General features: G+C 67.2%; 21 protein-coding genes and 1 pseudogene. 8 read left to right on the forward strand and 14 right to left on the reverse strand.

Features of this window, described 5'->3' with window-relative positions; genetic code table 11:
• Positions 1-109: 109 nt before the first annotated feature.
• Both FRZ44_RS23595 and FRZ44_RS23600 read right to left on the reverse strand, forming a co-directional pair.
• Positions 110-1,246, reverse strand: a complete 1,137-nt coding sequence (locus FRZ44_RS23595) for an aromatic ring-hydroxylating oxygenase subunit alpha (RefSeq protein WP_151179483.1) — start codon at positions 1,244-1,246, stop codon at positions 110-112.
• Positions 1,247-1,525: 279 nt separating this feature from the next.
• Complete coding sequence (locus tag FRZ44_RS23600; protein WP_225308420.1) at positions 1,526-2,593, reverse strand: helix-turn-helix transcriptional regulator; 1,068 nt, start codon at positions 2,591-2,593, stop codon at positions 1,526-1,528.
• Positions 2,594-2,776: 183 nt separating this feature from the next.
• Between FRZ44_RS23600 and FRZ44_RS23605 the strand changes: the two genes are divergently transcribed.
• Positions 2,777-3,208, forward strand: a complete 432-nt coding sequence (locus FRZ44_RS23605; RefSeq protein WP_151179484.1) for a glycine zipper family protein — start codon at positions 2,777-2,779, stop codon at positions 3,206-3,208.
• 17 nt (positions 3,209-3,225) lie between these two features.
• On the forward strand, positions 3,226-3,636 hold the full coding sequence (locus tag FRZ44_RS23610; RefSeq protein WP_151179485.1) for a hypothetical protein: 411 nt from the start codon (positions 3,226-3,228) through the stop codon (positions 3,634-3,636).
• Between the two features lie 22 nt (positions 3,637-3,658).
• Here the strand turns inward: FRZ44_RS23610 and FRZ44_RS23615 are convergent, their stop codons facing one another.
• The 4 genes from FRZ44_RS23615 to FRZ44_RS23630 form a co-directional block, all read right to left on the reverse strand.
• Positions 3,659-4,558 carry a DUF1289 domain-containing protein gene (locus tag FRZ44_RS23615; RefSeq protein ID WP_151180440.1) on the reverse strand — a complete coding sequence of 300 codons (900 nt, stop codon included), beginning with the start codon at positions 4,556-4,558 and terminating at the stop codon, positions 3,659-3,661.
• A gap of 94 nt (positions 4,559-4,652) precedes the next feature.
• On the reverse strand, positions 4,653-4,907 hold the full coding sequence (locus FRZ44_RS23620) for a GIY-YIG nuclease family protein (protein WP_151179486.1): 255 nt from the start codon (positions 4,905-4,907) through the stop codon (positions 4,653-4,655).
• An 83-nt stretch (positions 4,908-4,990) separates the two neighbouring features.
• Positions 4,991-7,054, reverse strand: a complete 2,064-nt coding sequence (locus FRZ44_RS23625; protein ID WP_151179487.1) for an oxidoreductase — start codon at positions 7,052-7,054, stop codon at positions 4,991-4,993.
• A 98-nt stretch (positions 7,055-7,152) separates the two neighbouring features.
• Positions 7,153-8,967, reverse strand: a complete 1,815-nt coding sequence (locus FRZ44_RS23630) for an ABC-F family ATP-binding cassette domain-containing protein (protein WP_151179488.1) — start codon at positions 8,965-8,967, stop codon at positions 7,153-7,155.
• Positions 8,968-9,188: 221 nt separating this feature from the next.
• Here FRZ44_RS23630 and amaB point away from each other — a divergent pair, with 221 nt between their 5' ends.
• Together amaB and FRZ44_RS23640 are read left to right on the forward strand one after the other, a co-directional pair.
• The gene (amaB, locus tag FRZ44_RS23635) at positions 9,189-10,688 is read left to right on the forward strand and encodes an L-piperidine-6-carboxylate dehydrogenase (protein ID WP_151179489.1); all 1,500 of its coding nucleotides are present in this window, start codon (positions 9,189-9,191) and stop codon (positions 10,686-10,688) included.
• Positions 10,689-10,697: 9 nt separating this feature from the next.
• On the forward strand, positions 10,698-11,771 hold the full coding sequence (locus tag FRZ44_RS23640; RefSeq protein ID WP_151179490.1) for a saccharopine dehydrogenase family protein: 1,074 nt from the start codon (positions 10,698-10,700) through the stop codon (positions 11,769-11,771).
• Positions 11,772-11,908: 137 nt separating this feature from the next.
• Here FRZ44_RS23640 and FRZ44_RS23645 read toward each other — a convergent pair whose 3' ends face one another.
• From FRZ44_RS23645 to FRZ44_RS27155, 5 genes are all read right to left on the reverse strand, one after another.
• A complete protein-coding gene (locus FRZ44_RS23645; protein WP_151179491.1) occupies positions 11,909-12,940 on the reverse strand; it encodes a peptidoglycan-binding protein in 1,032 nt (343 codons plus the stop codon).
• Positions 12,941-12,987: 47 nt separating this feature from the next.
• Positions 12,988-13,479 carry an RT0821/Lpp0805 family surface protein gene (locus FRZ44_RS23650; RefSeq protein WP_151179492.1) on the reverse strand — a complete coding sequence of 164 codons (492 nt, stop codon included), beginning with the start codon at positions 13,477-13,479 and terminating at the stop codon, positions 12,988-12,990.
• A 211-nt stretch (positions 13,480-13,690) separates the two neighbouring features.
• Positions 13,691-15,034: an ATP-binding protein gene (locus tag FRZ44_RS23655; protein ID WP_151179493.1), complete on the reverse strand. Its 1,344-nt coding sequence runs from the start codon at positions 15,032-15,034 to the stop codon at positions 13,691-13,693.
• A complete protein-coding gene (locus tag FRZ44_RS23660; protein WP_151179494.1) occupies positions 15,035-15,706 on the reverse strand; it encodes a response regulator transcription factor in 672 nt (223 codons plus the stop codon). It abuts the gene before it with no gap.
• A 26-nt stretch (positions 15,707-15,732) separates the two neighbouring features.
• The gene (locus tag FRZ44_RS27155; protein ID WP_191908270.1) at positions 15,733-16,047 is read right to left on the reverse strand and encodes a PepSY domain-containing protein; all 315 of its coding nucleotides are present in this window, start codon (positions 16,045-16,047) and stop codon (positions 15,733-15,735) included.
• Between the two features lie 123 nt (positions 16,048-16,170).
• Between FRZ44_RS27155 and FRZ44_RS27160 the strand changes: the two genes are divergently transcribed.
• The 4 genes and pseudogenes from FRZ44_RS27160 (at position 16,171) to FRZ44_RS27645 (ending at position 19,273) form a co-directional block, all read left to right on the forward strand.
• A complete protein-coding gene (locus FRZ44_RS27160) occupies positions 16,171-16,620 on the forward strand; it encodes a PepSY domain-containing protein (protein WP_191908271.1) in 450 nt (149 codons plus the stop codon).
• 181 nt (positions 16,621-16,801) lie between these two features.
• Positions 16,802-17,644 carry a hypothetical protein gene (locus FRZ44_RS23670; RefSeq protein ID WP_191908272.1) on the forward strand — a complete coding sequence of 281 codons (843 nt, stop codon included), beginning with the start codon at positions 16,802-16,804 and terminating at the stop codon, positions 17,642-17,644.
• 55 nt (positions 17,645-17,699) lie between these two features.
• A pseudogene (locus FRZ44_RS27640) lies at positions 17,700-18,502 on the forward strand (GMC family oxidoreductase); the annotation flags it as partial.
• 126 nt (positions 18,503-18,628) lie between these two features.
• Positions 18,629-19,273 carry a GMC family oxidoreductase gene (locus FRZ44_RS27645; RefSeq protein WP_225308727.1) on the forward strand — a complete coding sequence of 215 codons (645 nt, stop codon included), beginning with the start codon at positions 18,629-18,631 and terminating at the stop codon, positions 19,271-19,273.
• 25 nt (positions 19,274-19,298) lie between these two features.
• Here the strand turns inward: FRZ44_RS27645 and FRZ44_RS23685 are convergent, their stop codons facing one another.
• The 3 genes from FRZ44_RS23685 to FRZ44_RS23695 form a co-directional block, all read right to left on the reverse strand.
• Positions 19,299-19,520, reverse strand: a complete 222-nt coding sequence (locus FRZ44_RS23685; RefSeq protein ID WP_151179498.1) for a hypothetical protein — start codon at positions 19,518-19,520, stop codon at positions 19,299-19,301.
• Positions 19,521-19,578: 58 nt separating this feature from the next.
• The gene (locus tag FRZ44_RS23690) at positions 19,579-20,628 is read right to left on the reverse strand and encodes a fatty acid desaturase family protein (protein ID WP_225308421.1); all 1,050 of its coding nucleotides are present in this window, start codon (positions 20,626-20,628) and stop codon (positions 19,579-19,581) included.
• A gap of 166 nt (positions 20,629-20,794) precedes the next feature.
• Positions 20,795-21,238, reverse strand: coding sequence for a hypothetical protein (locus tag FRZ44_RS23695; protein ID WP_151179499.1), 444 nt, complete (start codon positions 21,236-21,238; stop codon positions 20,795-20,797).
• Between the last annotated feature and the right edge of the window lie 127 nt (positions 21,239-21,365).

Below are 21,365 nucleotides of genomic sequence, written 5' to 3' on the forward strand. Positions count from 1 at the left end.
CGGGGACCCAACTCTCCACCGACACCGCTGGATCGGCATGGGCCCCCGCTTTCGCGGGGGTGACGTTGAGAGCCGTGGGGGCTACGGTGGGAGCGCGAAGCAGCGCCCCTCAATCCCCCAGCGCGTTCAGCACCAGGCTGTGGAAGTGATGCAGCGCATGCTCGCTGATGTCGCTGCGGTCGGCATCGACGATGTAGCGGCCCTGGTGATATCCGCGCGAGCGCAGACCCCGCTGCACGCTCTCGACCAGGCCGATATCCTCGGGCTGGAGCACCGCGTCGACATAGTCGACCGAGGCCTGCTCCTCGGCGGTCGCCTCCGGGGCCGCGAAATAGAAGTCCCAATATTCGCGGCAGGTCTCAGGGCCAGTCGGCATGATCTGCAGCACGCTCAGATTCCGGCAGCCCGGGAAGGTGTTGAGCGTGATGTTGGGCCAGAGATACCAGCCGGAGAAATGCTTGCTGGCATTGGCCTGCGTCGCGTCGAACTTGTAGGCCTTGTTGTCGCCCCCGGTCATGGGCGCGATATGGGTCGAGTAGATGCCATGCGTGATCGACTGGTACTTCTTGATGTCGATCAGGTCGACGAAGGCCGGATGGGCCGGCGGGCAGTGATAGCATTCGAGATAGTTGTCGACCACGTTCTTCCAGTTGGCTTTCACGTCGTAGGTCAGCCGCCGCGAGAAGGTCAGCGTTTCGACATCGGGCACATAGCGGCGGATCTCGTCGGCCAGTTCGCCCGACTGGACCGCAAGAGGTGCCGCTGTCGAATCCAGATTGATGAAGAGGAATCCGAGGAAGGTCTCGATCCGGACCTCCTTCAGGCAGAACTCGTTCTTGTCGAAGCCCGCCACCTTCTCGCTGCCGCGCGCGGAGCGCAGGCTGCCGTCCGCGTGATAGGACCAGGCGTGATAGGGGCAGGTGATGACCTTGGCGTTGCCCTCGCCCTGGAGCAGCTCATGGGCTCGGTGCGAGCAGACATTGAAGAAGGCGCGGATGCGCTGGTCCTTGGCGCGGATGACCAGGATGTTCTGGTCGAACAGCGGGACCGTGAAGTAGTCGCCGACCTTGGCAACCTTCTCGCTGTGGCCGATGAAGATCCAGCTCTTGAAGAAGATCGCATCCCGTTCGCGCGCCAGGACGTCCGCGTCGCGGTAATAGGGGGCCGAGAGCGTGTAGGAGCGTTCAGGATCGGGGTTGAAGCCCTCGAGCCTCGGCTGACGGAGCGCGGGTTCGTCTCTCGGCATGGCGTCCTCTCCCAGGAGCGGGCAATGCCGTCGGCACTGCCTCTTCGACCCTTGCCATTATCGAGGAGCCACCGTCCGCCACAATGGTGCCCCGGGGAACCATGGGAAATTCCCCTCCCCCAAACTTTTGGGGGAGGGTTGGGGAGGGGGCTGCTCGGTGCCGGCCCCTTCGCACCCCGACGGGACCGTAGACCGAGCCATCCCCCTCCCTGCCCTCCCCCAAAAGTTGGGGGAGGGGATTCAAGCGGCATATGCGATTGCCCTACCCGCAAGGGAGTGTCAGCGGTCCTTCGAGGAAATCTCCGTCGCCGCCGTCTCCGGCATCAGGGCGCGCATGAAGAGCAGGAACACCTCGCGCTCCGAGGTGATGTCGAGCTTGTAGTAGAGCCGGCGCCGGTGGTTCTTCACCGTGCCGCGCCCGATCTTGAGCTTTCGCGCGATCTCGCTCGAGGGGTATCCCTGCAGGATGAGCGCCACGATATCGCGTTCGCGCCGGGTGAGCTCGACGCCCAGCATCGCCGCCGGGTCGCCGCTGCGCGGCACGGGCTGCGGGGTCAGGCCCTGGGTCTCGAGCGCGATCATCCGGCCCGCGGGCGCCAGCGGGAAATCGGCGCTCAGCGCCTCGGCATGAAGGACGCGGCCGTCGGCGAGGAAAAGGCGCGCCTGCGCCCCGCTCGAAAGTCCCTCGATCGCCTTGGCGATCTCCGGGTCCGTGCGCTCGGCCTCCTGCCAGTCCTTGTCGGCGAAGACGCGGTGGCCCGAACGGTCGAGCAGCAGGGTCGCGCGCGGAAGATGCGAGCCCGGCTTGCCCGCGTTGAAACGCAGGTCGAGGAAGATCCGGGCGATATGGGCGTCGTGCAGGCCGGCCGCGGCGGGATAGATCGCTTGCGCCCATGCGATCTCGCGCGCGGTGAAGCGACCCTTCGACCGTTCGATGAAAAGGCCGATCGCGGAATGGCCGACATTGGGCAGGAACATCCCCAACTCGTCGGCGATATCCGCCTGGCGCTGGAAGAAGCGGTGATAGTCGCCCCGGCGCAGATCGGCCGAGGCGACCGACCGGTAGGGCACCACGCCGCAACGCCGATGCTCGCGCCAATGGCGGTAGAAGGGATCGAAGCGGTAGAAGCCGGTGAGATAGAGATCGGCCAGCCGGTCCGGGAATTTTTCGCGATGCAGGAAATCCGGCGCCGCATAGCGCGGATAGCGCATCACCATGCCCATGTCGTGCGGGATGGCATGGCCCAGCAGATGCAGGAGATGGCGATAGAAGCTGTCGGTGCCGATGGCGCCTGCGGCCTTGCCCACCAGTTCGAGCATCGTGGCATCGGTCTTTCGCGACGTCATGGCTCCCCGCCCGGATTGGCGGCGCCGATCCTCATTGATCCGGCCGCTTCCGGTCAAGCATAGGGAAAACGGCCGGTCCCTGGCGCGAAATGACAAGGCGGGGCGCAATAGCTTGGAGGCGGCGCGCGTGATAACCTTTCGGACGACGGGTTTTCCCTGACGCCATGATCCGGAGAGGCACCCATGCGGACAGGAATTCGATCGCTGATGCTGATCATGCTGATGGCGACCCTGGCGACGCCGGCGGCGGCGCAACAGATGTATGTCTATCCGAGCAAGGGCCAGAGCGCCGAGCAGCAGGCCAAGGACACGCAGGAATGCCAGGGCTGGGCGGTGCAGCAGGCCGGCAGTCCCTATGGCACGACGGCCAGCCAGCCGAGCGGCGGTGTGGTGCGGGGTGCGGCGGGCGGTGCCGCCCTCGGTGCCGTGGGCGGCGCGATCGCCGGCGATGCCGGCCAGGGTGCTGCGATCGGTGCGGCGACGGGCGCCCTCTTCGGCGGCATTCGCCAGCATCGCCAGCGCAACCAGCAAGCCAGCCAGCAGCAGAACCAGGCCGACGCCTATAACCGCGCCCTGGCCGCCTGCCTGCAGGGCCGCGGCTACACCGTCAATTGAGGGAGCGGAGAAAGCGCATGCGACGGAAACATATCGCGTTGTTCGCGGCCGCCCTGACGACCCTTTCCAGCGTCGCCTCGGCTGCCGGAATCGATCCGGCCAAATCGGCGCTCTGCGCCAACACCGATACGTTCGAATGCGCCCCGGGCGAGAACTGCATCGCCGACACGCCCGAGGGCATCAACCTGCCGCGCTTCTTCCGGATCGATTTCGCCGCCAAGAAAGCCTATGGCGAGCGCGAGGACGGCGAGAAGACGACCGCTGTCATCACGAACCAGAAGGTCGAGGATGGCCGGATCGTGATGCAGGGCGTGCAGAGCGGCAATGGTTGGACGGCGACGATCGACCAGGCGACCGGCAAGATGTCGCTGGCGATCAGCGCCGACGGGGTCGGGTTCGTCATCTTCGGCGCCTGCACGCAGATGTAAGCGGCGGGCGCGAAAACCCACCTCAATCGTTGGCGGGCAGGCTCGGATAGAAGATGGCGCCGGGCGCGTAAGCCTCCGGCAGCTCGAAGCCGGGTCCCAGCTCACGGTCCATGGCCAGCAGGTCGGGCAGCAGATGCGTGTGCGGGCCCGCGATGGAAGCGGCCCCCGGCGGCGGGATCGGCGTCCGCACCTCGGCCCGTCCGAGGACGGATTCGACAACGCGCACCGGATTCTCGCGCAGGATGGCGGCGCCCAGCGTCGGGAGATAGCCCGGCCAGCTCTGCCCCAGGGAGGGCGTCAATGCCTGCAGCAGCGCCGGCTTGTCGGTGCGGATGCAGAAGCGCGTGATGGTCCGGCGCAGGCCCAGGTCATAAAGGGCCAGTCCGCGATCTTCGGGCCGGATCGCCGAGCGATCGGGGCCGAGCGCCGAAAGCCCATTCGCGACGGGTAGTCCTGCCCGCAGCCGCGAAATCACCAGAAAGATCGCGCGCAGATCCTGCCGGCCCGGCGTCTCATAGAGCGCCAAGGCGCGAACCGCATCGCCGATCCACAGCCGCAGCGCGCCGCGATCGGTGCGCGCGATGACTTTGTCCCCAGCGACGGCGATCTCGCAATCCTCGCCCGCCTCGGCGCGGAACTCGGCCACCGCGCCATAGCAGCCGATCGCCCAACTGCCTTCGCGGTTGCGCAGCTTGCCAACGGCGAAGTGGAGGATCTCCCCTTGCGTCCAGGGCAGCCGCGCCAGGGTCAGGCCGAGGCGCTCGAAGCGCGCCGGCAGGGCCGCCCAGATCCGGCGACGCTGGGCCTCGCCGGTGTCGCGCCAGATCGCGATCTCCTCGCCGCTGCGCGCGCAGCCGAGACAGAGCCCTGTGCCTTCATCCATGCGGCAGATGCCGACGCAGGGGCTGGGGATCGAGATCATCGCCAAGGCAAGGGCACCTGCTGAAGGGAGATCATTCCAAGAGGCTTCACCCTACCCCATGAGCTCGCCGATCCGATGGCTTGCGGGCGACGGGTCACGGACGCAATGCGCCCGCCAGCAGGGACCGGAACTTCCGGTCGCGCTTCAGATGCCACTCGCGGCTCATGGCTTCAAGCCGGGTCTCGCAGCGTTCAGCATAGAGCAGCACCCAATCGCGCCCGCGGGTCGATTTGGCGCCGGTGCCGCTGTTATGCTGCTCGAGGCGCCGCTCCAGATCGAGTGTCCAGCCGACATAGGTTCGGCAGTCTCGCCGGCGCCGGCTGCCCAGGACATAGACATAGCCCGGCATCGGCTTCCCCCAGGTCTGCGCTCGTTGCGTCGCGGGCGGATCGTCGCGGCAACGCCGCGAGCCTGTCAAGCCGCCGGGTGCGATCAGAGCGGCGACAGGTCGAGCGGCTCGGGCCGGAAGGACAAATCCGCCGCCGGCGGCGCGTCGAGCTCGCGGGCATGACGATGCCCGCTATAGACCGCGTGCGCGATCATGCCGGGCGCCAGGCAGTCGCCGATGCGCGTCACCGACTTGATGCCGGCCTTGCCGAGCGCGTCGGGGGCCGCCATCAGCTCGTGATAGAGACCGTCGTTCGGCAGCCGCGCGGTGACCATGACGACGGAGCCCGCCTCATGCCGCGCGATCCGGTCGGTGAAGACGCAGGCGAGTTCGACATGGCCGGCACCGACCCGGGCCAGATTGTGATTGGCGACGATGCCGACCTCGAGCTCGATCAGGCGCTTCTGGATCTTCTCCTGTTCCAGCGTGAACTGGGTCCAGGCCGAGACCAGGGACGAAGGCGTGATGAGCATCACCCGATGGCCGTCGCGCCGCAGCTTCTCGGCGAGCACGCCGCCCAGGTAATAATCGTCATCGTCAAACAGGATCACCGGGTCGGCGAGAGCCCGGCCCGCCATCACATCTTCCGGCGTGAAGACCGAGGCCGCGTCCCAGCCGGGAATGGGCCGATGATTGTGACGGCCGACGCCGTCCTTGCGCCAGGCGCAGCTGGTGGCGATCACCACATGATCGGGGCCGATCTCGTGGATCTCCTCGGGGCTGAGCCGGCTCTCGCGAAAGATCTCGACCGTCGGCAGTTTCGAGAGCTGCTGCACCCGATGATCGCGCACGCGGATCCAGGCGGCGAGGCCCGGCAGCCGGCTCTCGGCAGCGACCCGGCCGCCCAGCTCGCGGCCCGCTTCGGCCAGGCGGACGCGATAACCGCGCTTGCCCAGCACCGTGGCGCATTCGAGGCCGGCGGGGCCGGCGCCGACCACGAGAATCTCCGCCTCCGACCGCTTGCGTTCGACCCGTTCCGGATGCCAGCCGCGCCGATATTCCTCGCCCATGGTGGGATTCTGCGTGCAGCGGATGACGGCGCCCGAGGTGTAGCCCGAGACGCAGACATTGCAGCCGATGCATTCGCGAATGTCCTCGGGCCGCCCCTCCTCGATCTTCCGGGGCAGGAAGGGATCGGCGATCGAAGGTCGTGCCGCGCCGATGATATCGAGAATGCCGCGCTTGATCTGCGAGACCATCGTGTCGGGCGAGGTGAAGCGGCCGACGCCGACGACGGGCTTGGTTGTCAGCTTCTTGACGATCGCATGATAGGGCTCCTGGAAACCTTCGGGACCGAAGCGCGAGCTCAACGAATCCTCGGCCCAGGGACTGACCTTCACGTCCCAGAGGTCCGGCAGCTCGGCCAGCATCTCGATGATCTCGCGGCCCTCGCCGTCGCTTACCAGCCCGTCCGGTCCCGAGAACTCGTCGATCGTATAGCGGACCGCGACGGCACAGCTGTCGCCCACGGCATCCTTGGTGTCCTCGATCACCTCGCGCAGCAGCCGCACCCGGTTTTCGAGGCTGCCGCCATATTCGTCGCCGCGATGATTGCGCCGGCGGGAGAGGAAGAACTGCAGCAGCTCCAGATCGTCCGCGGCATAGACATAGATGATGTCGAACCCGGCCTTGCGCGCCTGCAAGGCCGCACGCCGGTGCCAGCCGCGATAGGCGCGGATATCGGCGCGGTCCATCGCGCGGGCCTGCCAGGGATCGCGCCGGTTGGGAATGGCCGAGGGCGCCAGCGGGATCTCGCGCGTATAGCGGTTGGCGACGGCGAAGCCGCCATGGGCGAGCTCGGCGCCGGCGAGCGCGCCATGGCGATGCACGGCCTCGGTCAGGATCGCGAGCGATTTGACGTCATGCTCGTCCCAGAGCTTGACCTGAGCGAACGGCCATGAGTCCGAGGTCGGATGGATGGACATGATCTCGGTGCAGACGGCGGCCCAGCCGCCTTCGGCCTTGACCTCGCGCATGGCGGCATGGCCGCGGGGCAGGATCGAGCCCAGCCCGTTGCAATGGGGCACCTGATAGAACCGGTTGCGCAGCGTGACCGGCCCGATCCTGACAGGCTCGAACAGGATGTCGTAGCGGGGATCCCGGGTCATGACCTCGGCGGCATCAGCGGATGATCGCCGATGTTAGGGATCCGGCGGCCCTTCGCCAAGGCACGGAGATGGCTTGCCCTCGATACAGCCTCGCGGGTTCAAGCGCCTTCGATCTCTTCCCGCTTCAGCTCGAGCTCCAGCCATTCATGCTCGGCCGCCGCCAGCGCCGCCTCGCGCTCATGCAGGCCCGCCGCCACCTTGTCGAAGCCGGCGCGGTCGCGGGCATAGAGGGCGGGGTCGGCCAGCGCCGCCTGCAGCCTGGCGATCTCTGCCTGCAGCTTTTCGATCCGGGCGGGGAGCGCCTTCAGCGCATGCTCGTCCTTGAAGGAGAGCCTGCGCCGCGCCGCCGGCGCCGTGGCAGCAGCGCGCGAGGCCGTGGGCTCCTTCGCCCGGCGCGGCTTCTCCACCGCCTTCTTTTCGACGCCGATGCCGCGCTGGATGACCATGTCGGAATAGCCGCCGGCATATTCACGCCAGCGGCCGCGGCCCTCGCTGACGATGACCGAGGTCACGACGCGGTCGAGGAAGTCGCGGTCATGACTGACCAGCAAGACGGTGCCGTCATAATCCGCCAGCATCTCCTGGAGCAGATCGAGAGTCTCGAGATCGAGATCGTTGGTGGGCTCGTCCAGCACCAGGAGATTCGAGGGCTGCGCCAGGGCGCGCGCCAGGATGAGACGTCCGCGCTCGCCGCCCGAGAGCACGCCGACCGGCGTGTTGACCTGCTCGGGCGAGAACAGGAACTCCTTCATATAGCCGACCACATGCTGCGTGCGGTTGCCGATCGCGACCGTGTCGCCGCGCCCGCCGGTCAAGGCCGCCGACAGGGTGACGGTGGGGTCGAGGCTGTCGCGGCGCTGGTCGAGCGTCACCATCTGCAGGTTGGCGCCGAGCTTGACGCTGCCGCTGTCGGGCGCGAGGGACCCCGTCAGCAGATTGAGAAGCGTGGTCTTGCCGGCGCCGTTCGGCCCGATGATGCCGATGCGGTCGCCGCGCTGGATGCGGGTCGAGAATTCGGCGACGATCGGCGTCTCGCCATAGGATTTCGAGATCTTCCGAGCCTCGATCACGAGCTGGCCCGATTGCTCGCCGAGGCTCGCCTCCATGGTGGTCATGCCGGCGGGGATCTTCGCGGTGCGGCGGCGGGCACGCAGATCGTAGAGCGCCCGCAGGCGGCCCTGATTGCGCTTGCGCCGCGCCGTCACGCCCTTATGCAGCCAGTCCATCTCCGAGGCGATCTTGCGGTCGAGCTTGTGCCGCGCGACCTCCTCCTGCTCCAGGATCTCGTCCCGCCAGGCCTCGAAGCCGGTGAAACTGCGGTCGAGCCGCCGCGTGCGCCCGTCGCTGAGCCAGACCGTCGCCTGGGAGAGGTTCTCGAGGAAACGCCGGTCGTGGCTGATCAGCACCATGGCCGAGCGCGCCGATTTGAGCTCGGCCTCGAGCCACTCGATCGCCGGCAGGTCGAGATGGTTGGTGGGCTCGTCCAGCATCAGGATATCGGGCTGCGGCGCCAGGGCCCGCGCCAGCGCCGAGCGCCGCGCTTCGCCGCCGGAAAGCCGCGAGGGATCCTCCTCGCCGGTGAGGCCCAGCTGCTCCAGCAGATATCTCGCGCGATAGGCATCGTCGCCCGGCGCCAGCCCCGCCTCGACATAGGCGAGCGTGGTGGCGAAGCCGGAGAGGTCCGGCTCCTGCGGCAGATAGCGCAGCGTGGTGCCCGGCTGCAGGAACCGCTCGCCGCTGTCGGACTGGATGATGCCGGCCGCGATCTTGAGCAGGGTCGATTTCCCCGACCCGTTGCGCCCCACCAGGCAGAGCCGTTCGCCCGCCGACACCGTCAGCTCGGCGCCCTCGAGCAAAGGCGTGCCGCCGAAGGTCAGGTGAATGTCGCGCAGGATCAGGATGGGTGGGGCCATGGCCCGCTCCTTTACAGGGTCGGGTCGCGCGGCGGCAAGGGACCTGATGGCGCGGGACACGGCTGGATCCCGCGGAAATCGGCCCAAAAGCCATAGAACCCTGCCCCGCGCTGCGGCATTAGAACCTACTGTTGCATTCGCGGGGCATCTGGCAGCATCGCCCCTTCGCTCGGGGCTCCCGAGCAACAATCCACATTTCGCCTTTTCCAGGAGTTTGGCCCATGGGGCACAGGGACATCATTTCCGCCTGCGGTCTGACGGCGTCCGAAATCGAGGGCGGCACGCTCACCGTGCGCACGCCGGTCGACGGCACCGAGATCGCGCGGCTCAAGACTCGCAATACGGCCGACATCCAGGCGATGATCGCGAAGGGCGTCAAAGCCTTCGAGAGCTGGCGCCAGGTGCCGGCACCGCGTCGCGGCGAGCTGGTCCGGCTGCTGGGCGAGGAGCTGCGCGCGGAGAAGAAGAATCTCGGCCGCCTCGTCACGCTCGAAGCCGGCAAGATCCTGCAGGAAGGCCTGGGCGAGGTGCAGGAGATGATCGACATCTGCGACTTCGCGGTCGGCCTCTCGCGCCAGCTCTATGGCCTGACGATCGCTTCGGAGCGGCTCGGCCACGCCATGCGCGAGACCTGGCACCCGATGGGCGTCTGCGGCGTCATCACCGCCTTCAACTTCCCGGTGGCGCCCTGGGCCTGGAACGCGGCGCTGGCGCTCGTCTGCGGCGATCCCGTGATCTGGAAGCCGTCCGAGAAGACCCCGCTCTCGGCGCTCGCGACCGCCAGGATCTTCGAGCGCGCGCTGGCGAAATTCGGCGATGCGCCGACGGGATTGCTGCAGGTCGTCATCGGCGGGCGCGAGACCGGCCAGGTCCTGGTCGAGAGCCGTGACGTCCCTATCGTCTCGGCGACCGGGTCGACCGCGATGGGCCGCGCCGTGGGACCGAAGGTGGCCGAGCGTTTCGGGCGCGCGATCCTCGAGCTGGGCGGCAATAACGGCATGATCGTGGCGCCTTCGGCCGATCTCGAGCTGGCCTTGCGCGCGATCGTGTTCTCCGCGGTCGGCACCGCCGGCCAGCGCTGCACCAGCCTGCGCCGCCTGATCCTGCATGAAAGCGTCTATGACACGCTGCTGAAACGGCTGATCCCGGTCTATGAGCGTCTCGCCATCGGCGATCCCTTGAGCGACGGCGTGCTGGTCGGTCCGCTGATCGACGCGGCCGCTTTCGCCGGCATGAACAAGGCGCTGGAGCAGGCGAAGAAGGACGGCGGCATCGTTCATGGCGGCGGCCGCGCCCTCGCCGACAAATATCCGCAAGCGCATTACGCAAAGCCCGCGATCGTCGAGATGCCGTCCCAGACCGAGATTGTGCGTCACGAAACCTTCGCGCCGATCCTCTATGTGATGAAGTATCGCGAGTTCGCGGAGGCCGTGGCCCTCCATAACGCGGTGCCGCAGGGCCTCGCCTCCTGCATCTTCTCGACCGACGTCCGCGAGACCGAGGCGTTCCTGTCGGCGACCGGCTCGGATTGCGGCATCGCCAACGTGAATATCGGTCCCTCGGGGGCCGAGATCGGCGGGGCCTTCGGCGGCGAGAAGGAGACGGGCGGCGGCCGCGAATCCGGTTCCGACGCCTGGAAGGGCTATATGCGCCGCCAGACCAACACGGTGAATTATTCCCGCGCGCTGCCCCTGGCGCAGGGCATCAAGTTCGAGATCTGAGGTTCCGTCATGCTGTTCAGCAAGATCGCCGTCCTGGGCTTAGGAAAGGTCGGAACCCTCGCGGCGACCCTGCTGCATGAGAGCGGTTTCAAGGTCGTGGCCTACGATGCGAGGGCGCCACGCGACCCCCTGCCCTTCCTCACCGAGACCGCCGATCTGAAATCGCCGTCGGAGCTGCGCAAGGCGCTCGGCTCCGCCGAAGCGGTGCTCTCCTGCCTGCCCTATCATCTCAATGCCGAGGTCGCCCGCATCGCCCATGGCTCGGGCCTGCATTATTTCGACCTGACCGAGGATGTGCCGACGACCAAGGCCATCATCGAGATGAGCGCCAGCGCCAAGGGCCTGATGGCGCCGCAATGCGGGCTGGCCCCGGGATTCGTCGGCATCGTCGGCGCCGATCTCGCCCGGCAGTTCGATCATTGCCGCTCGATCCGGATGCGCGTGGGCGCGCTGCCGCGCAACCCGACCGGCCTCATGGGCTATGCCTTCAACTGGTCGCCGGAAGGCGTGGTCAACGAGTATCTCAATGACTGCGAGGTGATCGAGGAGGGCAAGAAGAAGCTGGTCTCGCCGATGGAATGGATCGAGACGCTCTATATCGACGGCGTCAGGCTCGAGGCCTTCACCACCTCGGGCGGGCTCGGCACCATGTGCGACACCTATCTCGGGAAGGTCGACAATATCGACTACAAGACCATCCGCTATCCCGGCCATGTGCAACTCATGAACTTCTTCTTCCATGAGCTCCTGATGCGCGAGCGCCGCGAGCTGGCGGGCCAGATCCTCACTTATGCCAAGCCGCCGGTCGATGACGACATCGTCTATGTTCATGTGGCGGCCGAGGGCACGGTCAATGGCGGGCTGCGGCGCAAGGAGTTCGTCCGCGCCTATCACCCGATCGAAGCAGGCGGCGCGCGGCGCACCGCGATCTCCTGGACCACCTCGGCCTCGGTCGTGTCGGTGATCGAAATGGTCCGCGACGGTGCCTTGCCGCCCAAGGGCTTCCTGCGCCAGGAGGACATCCCGCTGGCGCCCTATCTCAAGACGACGACGGGGCAACTCTTTCTCGGCGGAACGAAGTAGGGCGCCCTGCCGGCTTATTTCCTTCCCCTCCTCCCTTGAAGGCGAGGCAATCGCATGTGGCGCTCCAATCCCCTCCCCCAACTTTGGGGGAGGGGATAAGGGATGAGATCGCGAGACTGCGTGAAGAATGAGAAAAATCAAATCTGCGACTGCGGATATCCCACCGGGAACCCAGTAATCAGCCGCAGGTGATTGATCAAGGCCAGCGACACCTCGCCGGTGACCGGGAGGCCGTAATCCTGCTGGTAGCGGCGGATGGCGGCGCGGGTGCGGGGCCCGAGCTTGCCGTCGGCGATGCCGGGGCGATAGCCCTTGGCCTGCAGCGCCTGCTGCACCGAGGTCGTGTAGATGAAGAGGAGATCGGGGCTGATCGGCACCGAGCCGTGATCGCCGTCGGTCGTCCCGTTGTCGTAACCGGAGGCCACCGCGGGCTGCTGTTGTTGGGTCGCAGTCGGTGCCGTGCCGTTGCCGAGGCTCGCCAGCATGCGGGCGCTGCGCACCGGCGGATTGTTATATTGCAGATGGCTCAGCAAGGCGGCGCTCGGCTGGCCGTCGACGGGCAGATTCGCATCGCGCTGATAATCGGCGATCGCCTGCTGCGTCTGCCAGCCGACGACCCCGTCAGCGGTGCCGGGATCATAGCCGTGGATGGCGAGCTGCCATTGCAGGTCGGAGATCTGCGTGGGCGTGAGCGGTCCCTCCGGCGGAGCGTCCGCGCCCGTAGGGACCGCGTCGCCGCCGGCATCGGTCTCGTTCGACGCGACCGCTTCGCTCGGACGCCAGGCCCGGGCCAGTTGCTGCGCTTCCGCGATCTGCGACGGCTCCATGCGTTCGGCCAGCTCGTCGCGCGCCCGGGCCGCATCCTGCTGCCCCCCGGCGGCCGCGAGATTGAGCCACTGATGGGCCAGGACATAGTCCTGCGGTACCGCCTGGCCGTCGCGATACATCGCGCCCACGAGGGCCTGGGCGCGCGCGTCGCCCTGCTCGGCCAGCGGCGCCAGCTCCTGCATGGCGGCGGTGTAGTCGTGATTCTGATAGGCCGTCATTCCGTCGTAGAAATCGGCGCGCGCGGCCGCGCCGAAGCCTAGGCTGGCAAGCGAGACGCCCGCTGCGAACAACGCCGCGAGGCGCCGGCGGCGCATCGACGCCGCCCGTTTTTCTCGGATCATGATTCCTCCAGGACGCAAAAGCGCGCCGTGATCGACGAGGCGCGAGATCAGCTGACGACGCGCCAGCTGCCGTCGGCCTCGCGGCAGGCCGTGCCATGGGCGCTCTCGGGGCGGCCGTTCACGACGATCGTGGTCTGGTACTCGCGGCAGTACTGGCCGGAGGGCGCCTGATAGGTGCTCTGCGGCACGGTATAGCCGGAATTGCCGTTGTTCGGATTCTGCCAGGTGGCGTACCGGCCGTCGGGATAGCGCTCGAGCGCGTTCTGCTCGGCGCGATTTGCCGACTGCTGATCGGCCTGGTCGAGGCCGCGACCGATCTGATTGCCGATGAAGCCGCCGATCACCACGCCCGCCGCGGTCGCGACCAGCTGCCCCGTGCCATGGCCGATATTCGAACCGGCCCAGCCGCCGAGGGCCGCACCGCCCAGCGTACCGATCGTTTCCTTGGTGCCGAGGCCCGTGCCGCCATAGCCGCCATTGGCGCAGGCGCCGAGCGTCGAGGCGAGCAGGATGACGGCGGTGATTTTCTTGAGGTTCATGGTCGGCTCCATCTCCAGAGTGACAGGGAGCTGCCTTGCGGGTGTCGATCTCGATTCGCATTGCAGCCTGGCGCTCACTCTGCCCAAGCCCGACTGAACCGACTCTGATGGCGCCGTTCATCTGCCGTTCAGGTTCGGGCCCCTTCCCCGAAGCTGCCGGGAGGCGAGAAAATAACAGCTATTTCAGTGGCGTAATGCCTGCGGATCGCTTTCAGGCGGCGTCGGCTGCAGGCAAGCTGAGGGTGGCGCGCAGCCCCCCGGTCGGCGAATCTCCGAGCTCGACCGAGCCGCCATAGAGCTCCGCGATCTCGCGCACGATGGCAAGGCCGTGGCCGCTGCCGGGCACGCTTTCATCGAGCCGGTTGCCGCGTTGGAAGACCTGATCGCGCTGGGCCTCCGGCAGACCCGGGCCGTCATCGTCGACGATGAGCTGAATCCGGCTGCCGTCGCGCCGGCCCGCGATGAAGACCTGGCTCTTCGCCCATTTGCAGGCATTGTCCGCGAGATTGCCCAGCATCTCCTCGAGGTCCTGCCGTTCGCCGCGGAAGGCGAGATCGGCCGGCAGGCGCGTCTCGATCCGGATCTGCCGATCGATATGGATGCGCTCGAGCGTCCGGCGCAGATCCTCGGCGACCGTGCCGGCCTCCGTGCGCACGCCGAGCACGCGGGCCGCGGCCGCGGTCCGCGCGCGCGCCAGGTAATGATCGATCTGCTGGCGCATCGATGCCGTCTGCCGCTTGACGGTCTCGGCCAGCGGCCCTTCGGCGGCGCTGGATTCGTTGGTCAGGACCGACAAGGGCGTCTTCAGCGCATGAGCCAGGTTGCTCACTTGCGTGCGCGCGCGCTCCAAGACCGCGGCGTTATGGTCGATCAGCACATTGAGCTCGTTGGAGAGCGGCTCGATCTCGAGCGGGAACTCGCCCTCGAGCCGCTGGGCGCGGCCGGTGCGCACGGCGATGATGGCGCGACGGATCCGGCGCAGCGGCTGCAGGCCGAACCGGATCTGGATCAGCAGGGCCACGATCAGCCCCAGCCCCAGGAGGCCCAGCGACCAGATCAGCGTGGTGTTGAAGCTGCGCACCGCCGTATCGATCTCGCTGGTCTCGCCGGCGACACCGAATCTGAGACGATGGGTCGAGCCCGGCAGCGTGATCTCGCGCTCGACCAGCCGCAGCGGCTGATTGTCGGGGCCGATCACATCGTGGCGATAGGCCTCGGTCGTCGCGGTCTCGTCGCTCAGCGGCAGATCCTGGTCCCAGAGCGAGCGCGAGCGCAGCAGCGGCTTGCCGCCTTCGGCGATCTCCCAATACCAGCCGGAATAGGACTGGTCGAAGCGGGGCTCGCCGACGCTGCGTGTCAGTTGCGGCTGGCCCTCGGGAGTCAGTTCGGCGACCGCCACCAGGCTTTCGAGCAGCACCACGAGGCGAGCGTCGAAGCTGTTCTCGACCGTGTCCTCGAACAGGCGCGACAGCGTGAAGCCGCCTGCCAGCAGGGCCACCGCGATCCAGACGCCGGCGCCGACGATCAGGCGCAGCGCCAGCGAGCGCGCGGCCATCTATTCGTCCTTGGCCGGCGGCGCCAGGCGGTAGCCGAGGCCCCGGACCGTGGCGATGTAATTGGCCCCGAGCTTCTTGCGCAGGCGGCCGACGAAGACCTCGATGGTGTTCGATTCGCGATCGAAATCCTGGTCGTAGATATGCTCGGTCAGCTCGGTGCGCGAGACGATCTTGCCCTGATGGTGCATCAGATAATCGAGCAGCCGGAACTCCTGGGCCGTCAGCTTGATCGGCACCCCATCGACCGTGACGCGGCCGCTGCTGGAATTGATGCGCAGGCCCGCGCATTCGAGCTCGGCCGAAGCATGGCCCGCGGCGCGCCGGATGAGCGCGCGCAACCGCGCCAGCACTTCCTCCATCTGGAAGGGCTTGGTCACGTAATCGTCGGCGCCGGCATCGAAGCCTGCGACCTTTTCGCTCCAGCGGTCCCGCGCGGTCAGGATCAGCACCGGCATGGTGCGACCGGCGCGCCGCCAGCGGGTCAGGACCGTGACGCCATCCACCACGGGCAGCCCCAGATCGAGCACCACCGCGTCATAGGGCTCGGTGTCGCCGAGGAAATGACCTTCCTCGCCGTCCTTGGCCAGGTCGACGGTATAGCTCGCTTCCGACAACGCTGCCTTCAGCTGCCGGGCCAGATCGGGATCATCTTCGACGACGAGGATTCGCAACGCTGTGACTCACATGACGCGACGGGTCAGCCGCCGCCCTGGACATCGATGATCCGGCCGCTCTTGCCATCGACGCCGATATCCAGTGCCTGTCCGTCCTGGGTCAGGAACCGGACCCGATAGACCCATTGGCCACCGAGATCGAGCAGCTGGGTATCGAGTACCTGGCCTTTGTACTTCTGGCGCACGGCCTTGAGGATGGCGCCGAGCGGCTTCACTTCGCCCGACTCGACGGCGGCCCTGGCCCGATCCTGTTCGCTGTCGGCAAAGGCGGGCGCGGCGCCGACGACCGTCAGCGCCAGGAGAAAGGCCAGACTCATGCGAAGAAAATGTCGGCGCATGATGCGTGATTTACTCCCGGGAAGCTGAACCGGACATGAACGGGCCGCCCAGGCTGCGTTCAACTGGCGCGAGGCAGAATGCGCGTCACCAAGGATCGCAGAACTACGGAAAGGAAACCAGTCATGCGTACCTTCCTGATGATCGCCGGTCTTGCCGGCCTGCTCGGCTCCAGCACCGCCGCCTTCGCCGCCGGCGGTCCCGGCAACAGCGAGCATACTGGCAACGATCAAAATCGAATCCTGCTCGCCGACAACGGCCGCTCCGACGATTGGGGCCGTCAGAACAACCTGCCCTGGAACAACCCCCAGGGGCCCGGCAGCTACGGCTACAATTCGGGCTGGCAGGATTCGGGCCATAATCAGCCCAGCTGGGGCTATGGCCACCAGCAGTATCAGCCGCTGCCCCGGCAGGTCATCCGCGCCCGTCTCCAGCATCAGCAGTTCCGCGATCTGAGCAACTGGCGCTTCAAGGATGGCTATTACCGCGTCAATGCGGAGGACCGCCATGGTCACGACGTCAAGCTGACGGTGGACGCCTACACCGGCCAGATCGTCAAGGTGCGCCGCGACTGACCGGCACACCCGGAGTAACGAAAAAGGGGGCGGCTCTCGATCGGGGGCCGCCCCCTCTTCTTTGCACGACAAACAGGACTTTATTCGCCAGCGCCCTGCTGTAGCATCGATGCCCGGTGGGATCGCCGTGAGGATCGGCATGGGGATGTCGGACCCGCGGCATGGCAGGGGGGTGTGGGCGATGCGGCATCCGCGGCGCGCGCGCAATATCGCGCTTGGAATATTCATCTTCGGCCTCATCGCCCTGCCGGGCGCGGTCCTGATTCCGGACCACTCGATCCCCACGGCATGGCACACCGCGCTGTTCATCGCCGGCCTCATGTCGCTCCTGCTCGGCGGCGCCTTCGCGCTCCATCAGCATCTCGATATGCGCGCGCATGAAAGATTGCTGCGCGGCGAGGGCCTCGTCGCCCGCTGGCGGATCGATCCGCTCGCCTGGCAGGCCTTCCTCGGACTCAATCGGCAGGCGAGCGCCGAGCAGGGCGCGCTGGCCAACCAGCTCAGGCTGGTGAAGGAAGCGCCGCCCGAGGGCATCGAGATCATCGTCGCCCAGGACGGTGTCCTGGTGGGTGGCGATTTCCAGCCTGTGCCGTTCCGCGGCACCCCTCGCGTGGAAAACGTCTCCCGCCTCCGCAACGACCAGTCGGCCTGCATCGAGCTCAATCTCTTTTATCCCGCCGTGAGATATACCCCGACCCGGCTGGCGCTCCGCTTCCCCATTCCGGTCGGCGCCGAGGATCTCGCCGCGAAGCTCGTGGCGCATTACCAGGCCTCGGAGCTGGCGACGCGCGGAAAGCCGGGGATCGCCTTTCGAAAGCCGAAGCTCTTCCGGAATATCTCGCTGATCATCGCCCTCCTCTGCGCCGCCTCGTTCGTGGGCGGGCTGCTGCTCAAGGACAATCGCGAGCTGGGCGACCTGCCTCTCTTCATGGCCGTGATCGGCGCGGTCGCCGGCATCGGCGCCGTCCTCCTGCTGTTGATCGTGCAGATCAAGCTCACGCTCGATCGCAAGGCGGAGGGATGATACGACCCTTGGATCTTCGACAACGGAAGCAGAGCGCGTGGATTTCGATCATATCGTGATCGGCGCCGGCTCGGCCGGATGCGCGGTCGCCGGCCGCCTCTCGGAGGACGGCCGTGCCCGCGTCCTGCTGCTCGAGGCCGGCGGGTCCGGCCGCCGGCTGCCGATCCTGATGCCGGCCGCCACCTGTCTCCTGGCGATCGGCAATCCGCGCTACGACTGGCGCTACAAGGCCGCCGCCGATCCCTCGCGCAACGATCGCCGGGACTTCATGCCGCGCGGCAAGGTCCTGGGCGGCACCAGCTCGACCAACGGCATGTGCTATGTGCGCGGCCAGCCCGAGGATTTCGACGGCTGGGCGCAGAGGGGTGCGGCGGCTGGGATTTCGCCAGCGTCCTGCCCTACTACAAGCGGGCGGAGGACAACGAGAACGGCGCCGACGAGTATCACGGGACCGGTGGGCCGCTCGCGGTATCGAACATCCGCAGCGCTCATCCGCTGTCCGAGACGTTCCTGCAGCCATGCGCGAATGCGGGCCTACCGCTGAAATCCGACATCAATCGTCCGCCCCAGGACGGCATCGGCTTTCTGCAGGCGACGCAACGCGGCGGATGGCGCTGCAGCGCGGCGCGCGCCTATCTCTGGCCGGCGCGGCGCCGATCCAACCTGCGGATCGAGATCCATGCCCATGTCGAGCGCATCGCCTTCACCGGCAGGCGCGCGACCGGCGTCGAGTATGTCCAGGCGGGCCAGCGCCAGGCGGCCAAGGCCTTGCGCGCCGTGGTGCTGTGCGCCCGCGCGCTCTCCTCGCCTCAGATCCTGATGCTGTCGGGTGTCGGACCGGAGGCGCATCTTCGCGAGAAGGGCGTCGCGGTCATCCAGGATCTGCCGGGTGTGGGAGAGAACTTCCACGACCATCCCGGAACCTCGCACACGGTCTGGACCCGGGACAAAACCTACAATGTGCAGCGCGGACTCTTTCCCGACATGTTCCATGGCGCGCGGTGGCTGCTGACCGGCCGGGGGCCGGGATCGACGCCCGACGCCCATGTGATCGGCTTCACCCGGTCCGACCCGGCGCTCGATCGTTGCGACATCCAATATCACTTCACGCCCGCCGGCTACGACCTGACGGAGAACGGGCCGATCCTGTTCGACCGTCCGGCGACGACCGGCTTGATCAACATCCACCGTCCGCGCTCGCGCGGCTGGATCCGGTTGAGATCCACCGATCCGTTCGACCAGCCCGAGATCCAGCCCAACCTGCTGGGCGATGAGGGCGATTGCGAAACGCTGATCCGCGGCCCTCGCCTGATGCGCCGCATCTGCGACACCGATCCGATGGCGCGCCAGGTGATCGGCGAGTTCAAGCCGGGGCGCGACGTGCAGAGCGACGACGAGTGGCGCGCTTTCGTGCGCGAGACGGCGATCGGCTTCTACCATCCCGCCGGCAGCTGCAGGATGGGACCCGACCGCATGGCGGTGGTCGACGAACGCCTGAAGCTGAGGGGTCTCGAAGGGCTCTATGTGGCCGACGCCACGATCATGCCGATCGTGGTCGGCGGCAACCTCAACGCGACCTGCATCATGATCGGCGAGAAATGCGCCGACATGCTGAAACAGGCTGGCTGACACCCGCCAGCCGCGAAGAACGGCCTCAGGCCCGCCTGGTTCCGCCGATCAGAACCCAGCTCAAGCCCCGCCCGACGGCGAGGATGAAGGCGCCGGCGATGGCCACGGCGAGGCCCGTAAGCCAGGGGCTCGAACCCGAACGATCGGCGACCAGCATATAGCCCGCATAGCCGCCGCCGATCAGCAGGAACAGTCCACCGATACAGTCGCCGCCCAGACGACACCATTTGGCGAGATCATTGATCATGGCGTTTCCTTCCGTTCGCGAAGCCTCAGGGGAAGGCCCCTGCGGCGACGCTGCCGTCTCACGCAGATTCTTCGATTCCGGATCGCCCGCCGCCGGTGCGACGGCGGGAGAAGCCCACCATGCGGTCCGCATCCTCGTCCCAGAGCGACAGCCAGACCGACCGCAGGCCCGCCCAGAGCGACAGTTGCGTCCGGGTGCGCAAGGCCGGAATGGCCTCGTAGCAGGCCTGGAGGCGGTAGTTCGGCACGCGCGGCGCCAGATGATGGATATGGTGGAAGCCGATATTGCCGGTGAACCATTGCAGGACGCGCGGCAGCTTCAGGCAGGAGGACCCGTCGAGCGAGGCCGATGAGAAGCTCCACATCTCCTGTCGCGCCCAATGCGAATTGTCGAAGCGGTGCTGCAGCGCGAAGAGCCAGACGCCGATGATCGAGGCCACGACGATGATGAAGGCCTGCACCACCAGCACCTGCCAGAAACCGAGCAGAAGTCCGAGCCCGAGCACGGCGCCGGCCAAGATGGCGTTGGTGACATGGACCGAGCGCCGCTCGCGTTTCCACTCCTTCGGCGTGTCGAAGGGGACGCGGTAGAGCAGCACGAAGACCAGCGGCGGCAGGATCACATGGGCGACCAGCGGATGGCGCATGGCCCGGTAGACGAACCGCTCGCGCCAGGGCAGCGCCTGATATTCCTTGACCGTCAGGCAGGTCGAATAGATGTCGGCGCCCGAGTGGCGGCGGTCGAGATTGTTCCAGGCACCGTGATGGCCGGCATGATGCCGGCGCCAATTGGCATAGGGCGTCAAAGTCAGCAGCCCGCAGATCGTGCCGACGACATTGTTCGTGGCGCGCGACGCGAACAGCGAGCCATGGCCGCAGTCATGCTGCAGGATGAAGATCCGCACCAGCAGCGCACCGGTCGGAATGGCGAGCAGCAGCGCCAGCGGCACGGAAATATGAATGAGCTCGAACATGGCGGCCCAGGCGACCAGATAGAGACCGATCGAGCTGACCAGTTGCCAGATGCTGCGGGCCGGAAGGGGTGTTTCGAAGGTGGCGATGACGGAGCGCAGCGACGAGCTGGCGGTCGCGCCGTGATCCCGAGTCAACGGATTGATGTCCAACGGAGAGAGTGCCTCAGGCAGGGAAACCGGCGGGATCAACATGCTGGCGAAGAGCAGCGGCCGAGAAACATGTCCCGCCTTCGGGAGAACACAAGGCCCGGCACGCCAATCTGGGGCACGGCGGAACGAGAACCGGCGAGGGCCGGCCGGCTCAGCTGGCGAGCGCCTGCGGAGCTGCGGGCACGGCGTTGATGACGTGGAGGCCGGCGGCGCTCTGCTCGGCGAGCCGCGCCTGCTGCAATCGCGCGGCTTCGGCTTCGCTCAGGCTCCAGGCCAGCAGCGTGATCTCGAAGCCCACCATCTTGTGCTTCAGGAGCCATTCGGTGAGGAGCGCGTGCTCGTCAGCCCGCTTCACGGTCGTGCGCTTGCCCGGCAGCTTCTCGAGCTCCGGCAACGCGCGGCCTTTCCAGACATAGACGAAGATCTCGCCGGACGGCTGATGCGTGATCTCGCCCAGCGACATCTCTCCCCAGGTCCCCGCCGCCTGGCGCGCGGCCTCGTCGCTCAGCCGCAGCGCCCGCAGCTTGTCGATCTTGCTGCGCTGGCTGACTTCGACCGGCGTCGTGGTTCTTCCCGAACGTGAGTTGCGAGCCATGTTTCTGCTCCGTCAACGAGGCGCCATAGGGCCTCGGGTCATCGAAGCCGGCGGACCGCCGGCGGGCACGGTAGCGAGAAACGGTTCCGTTCGGGGTCCCTGTCGGACCGTCGCGAAGAGCCGCAGA

It is taken from the genome of Hypericibacter terrae (assembly GCF_008728855.1).
Classification (GTDB): domain Bacteria; phylum Pseudomonadota; class Alphaproteobacteria; order Dongiales; family Dongiaceae; genus Hypericibacter; species Hypericibacter terrae.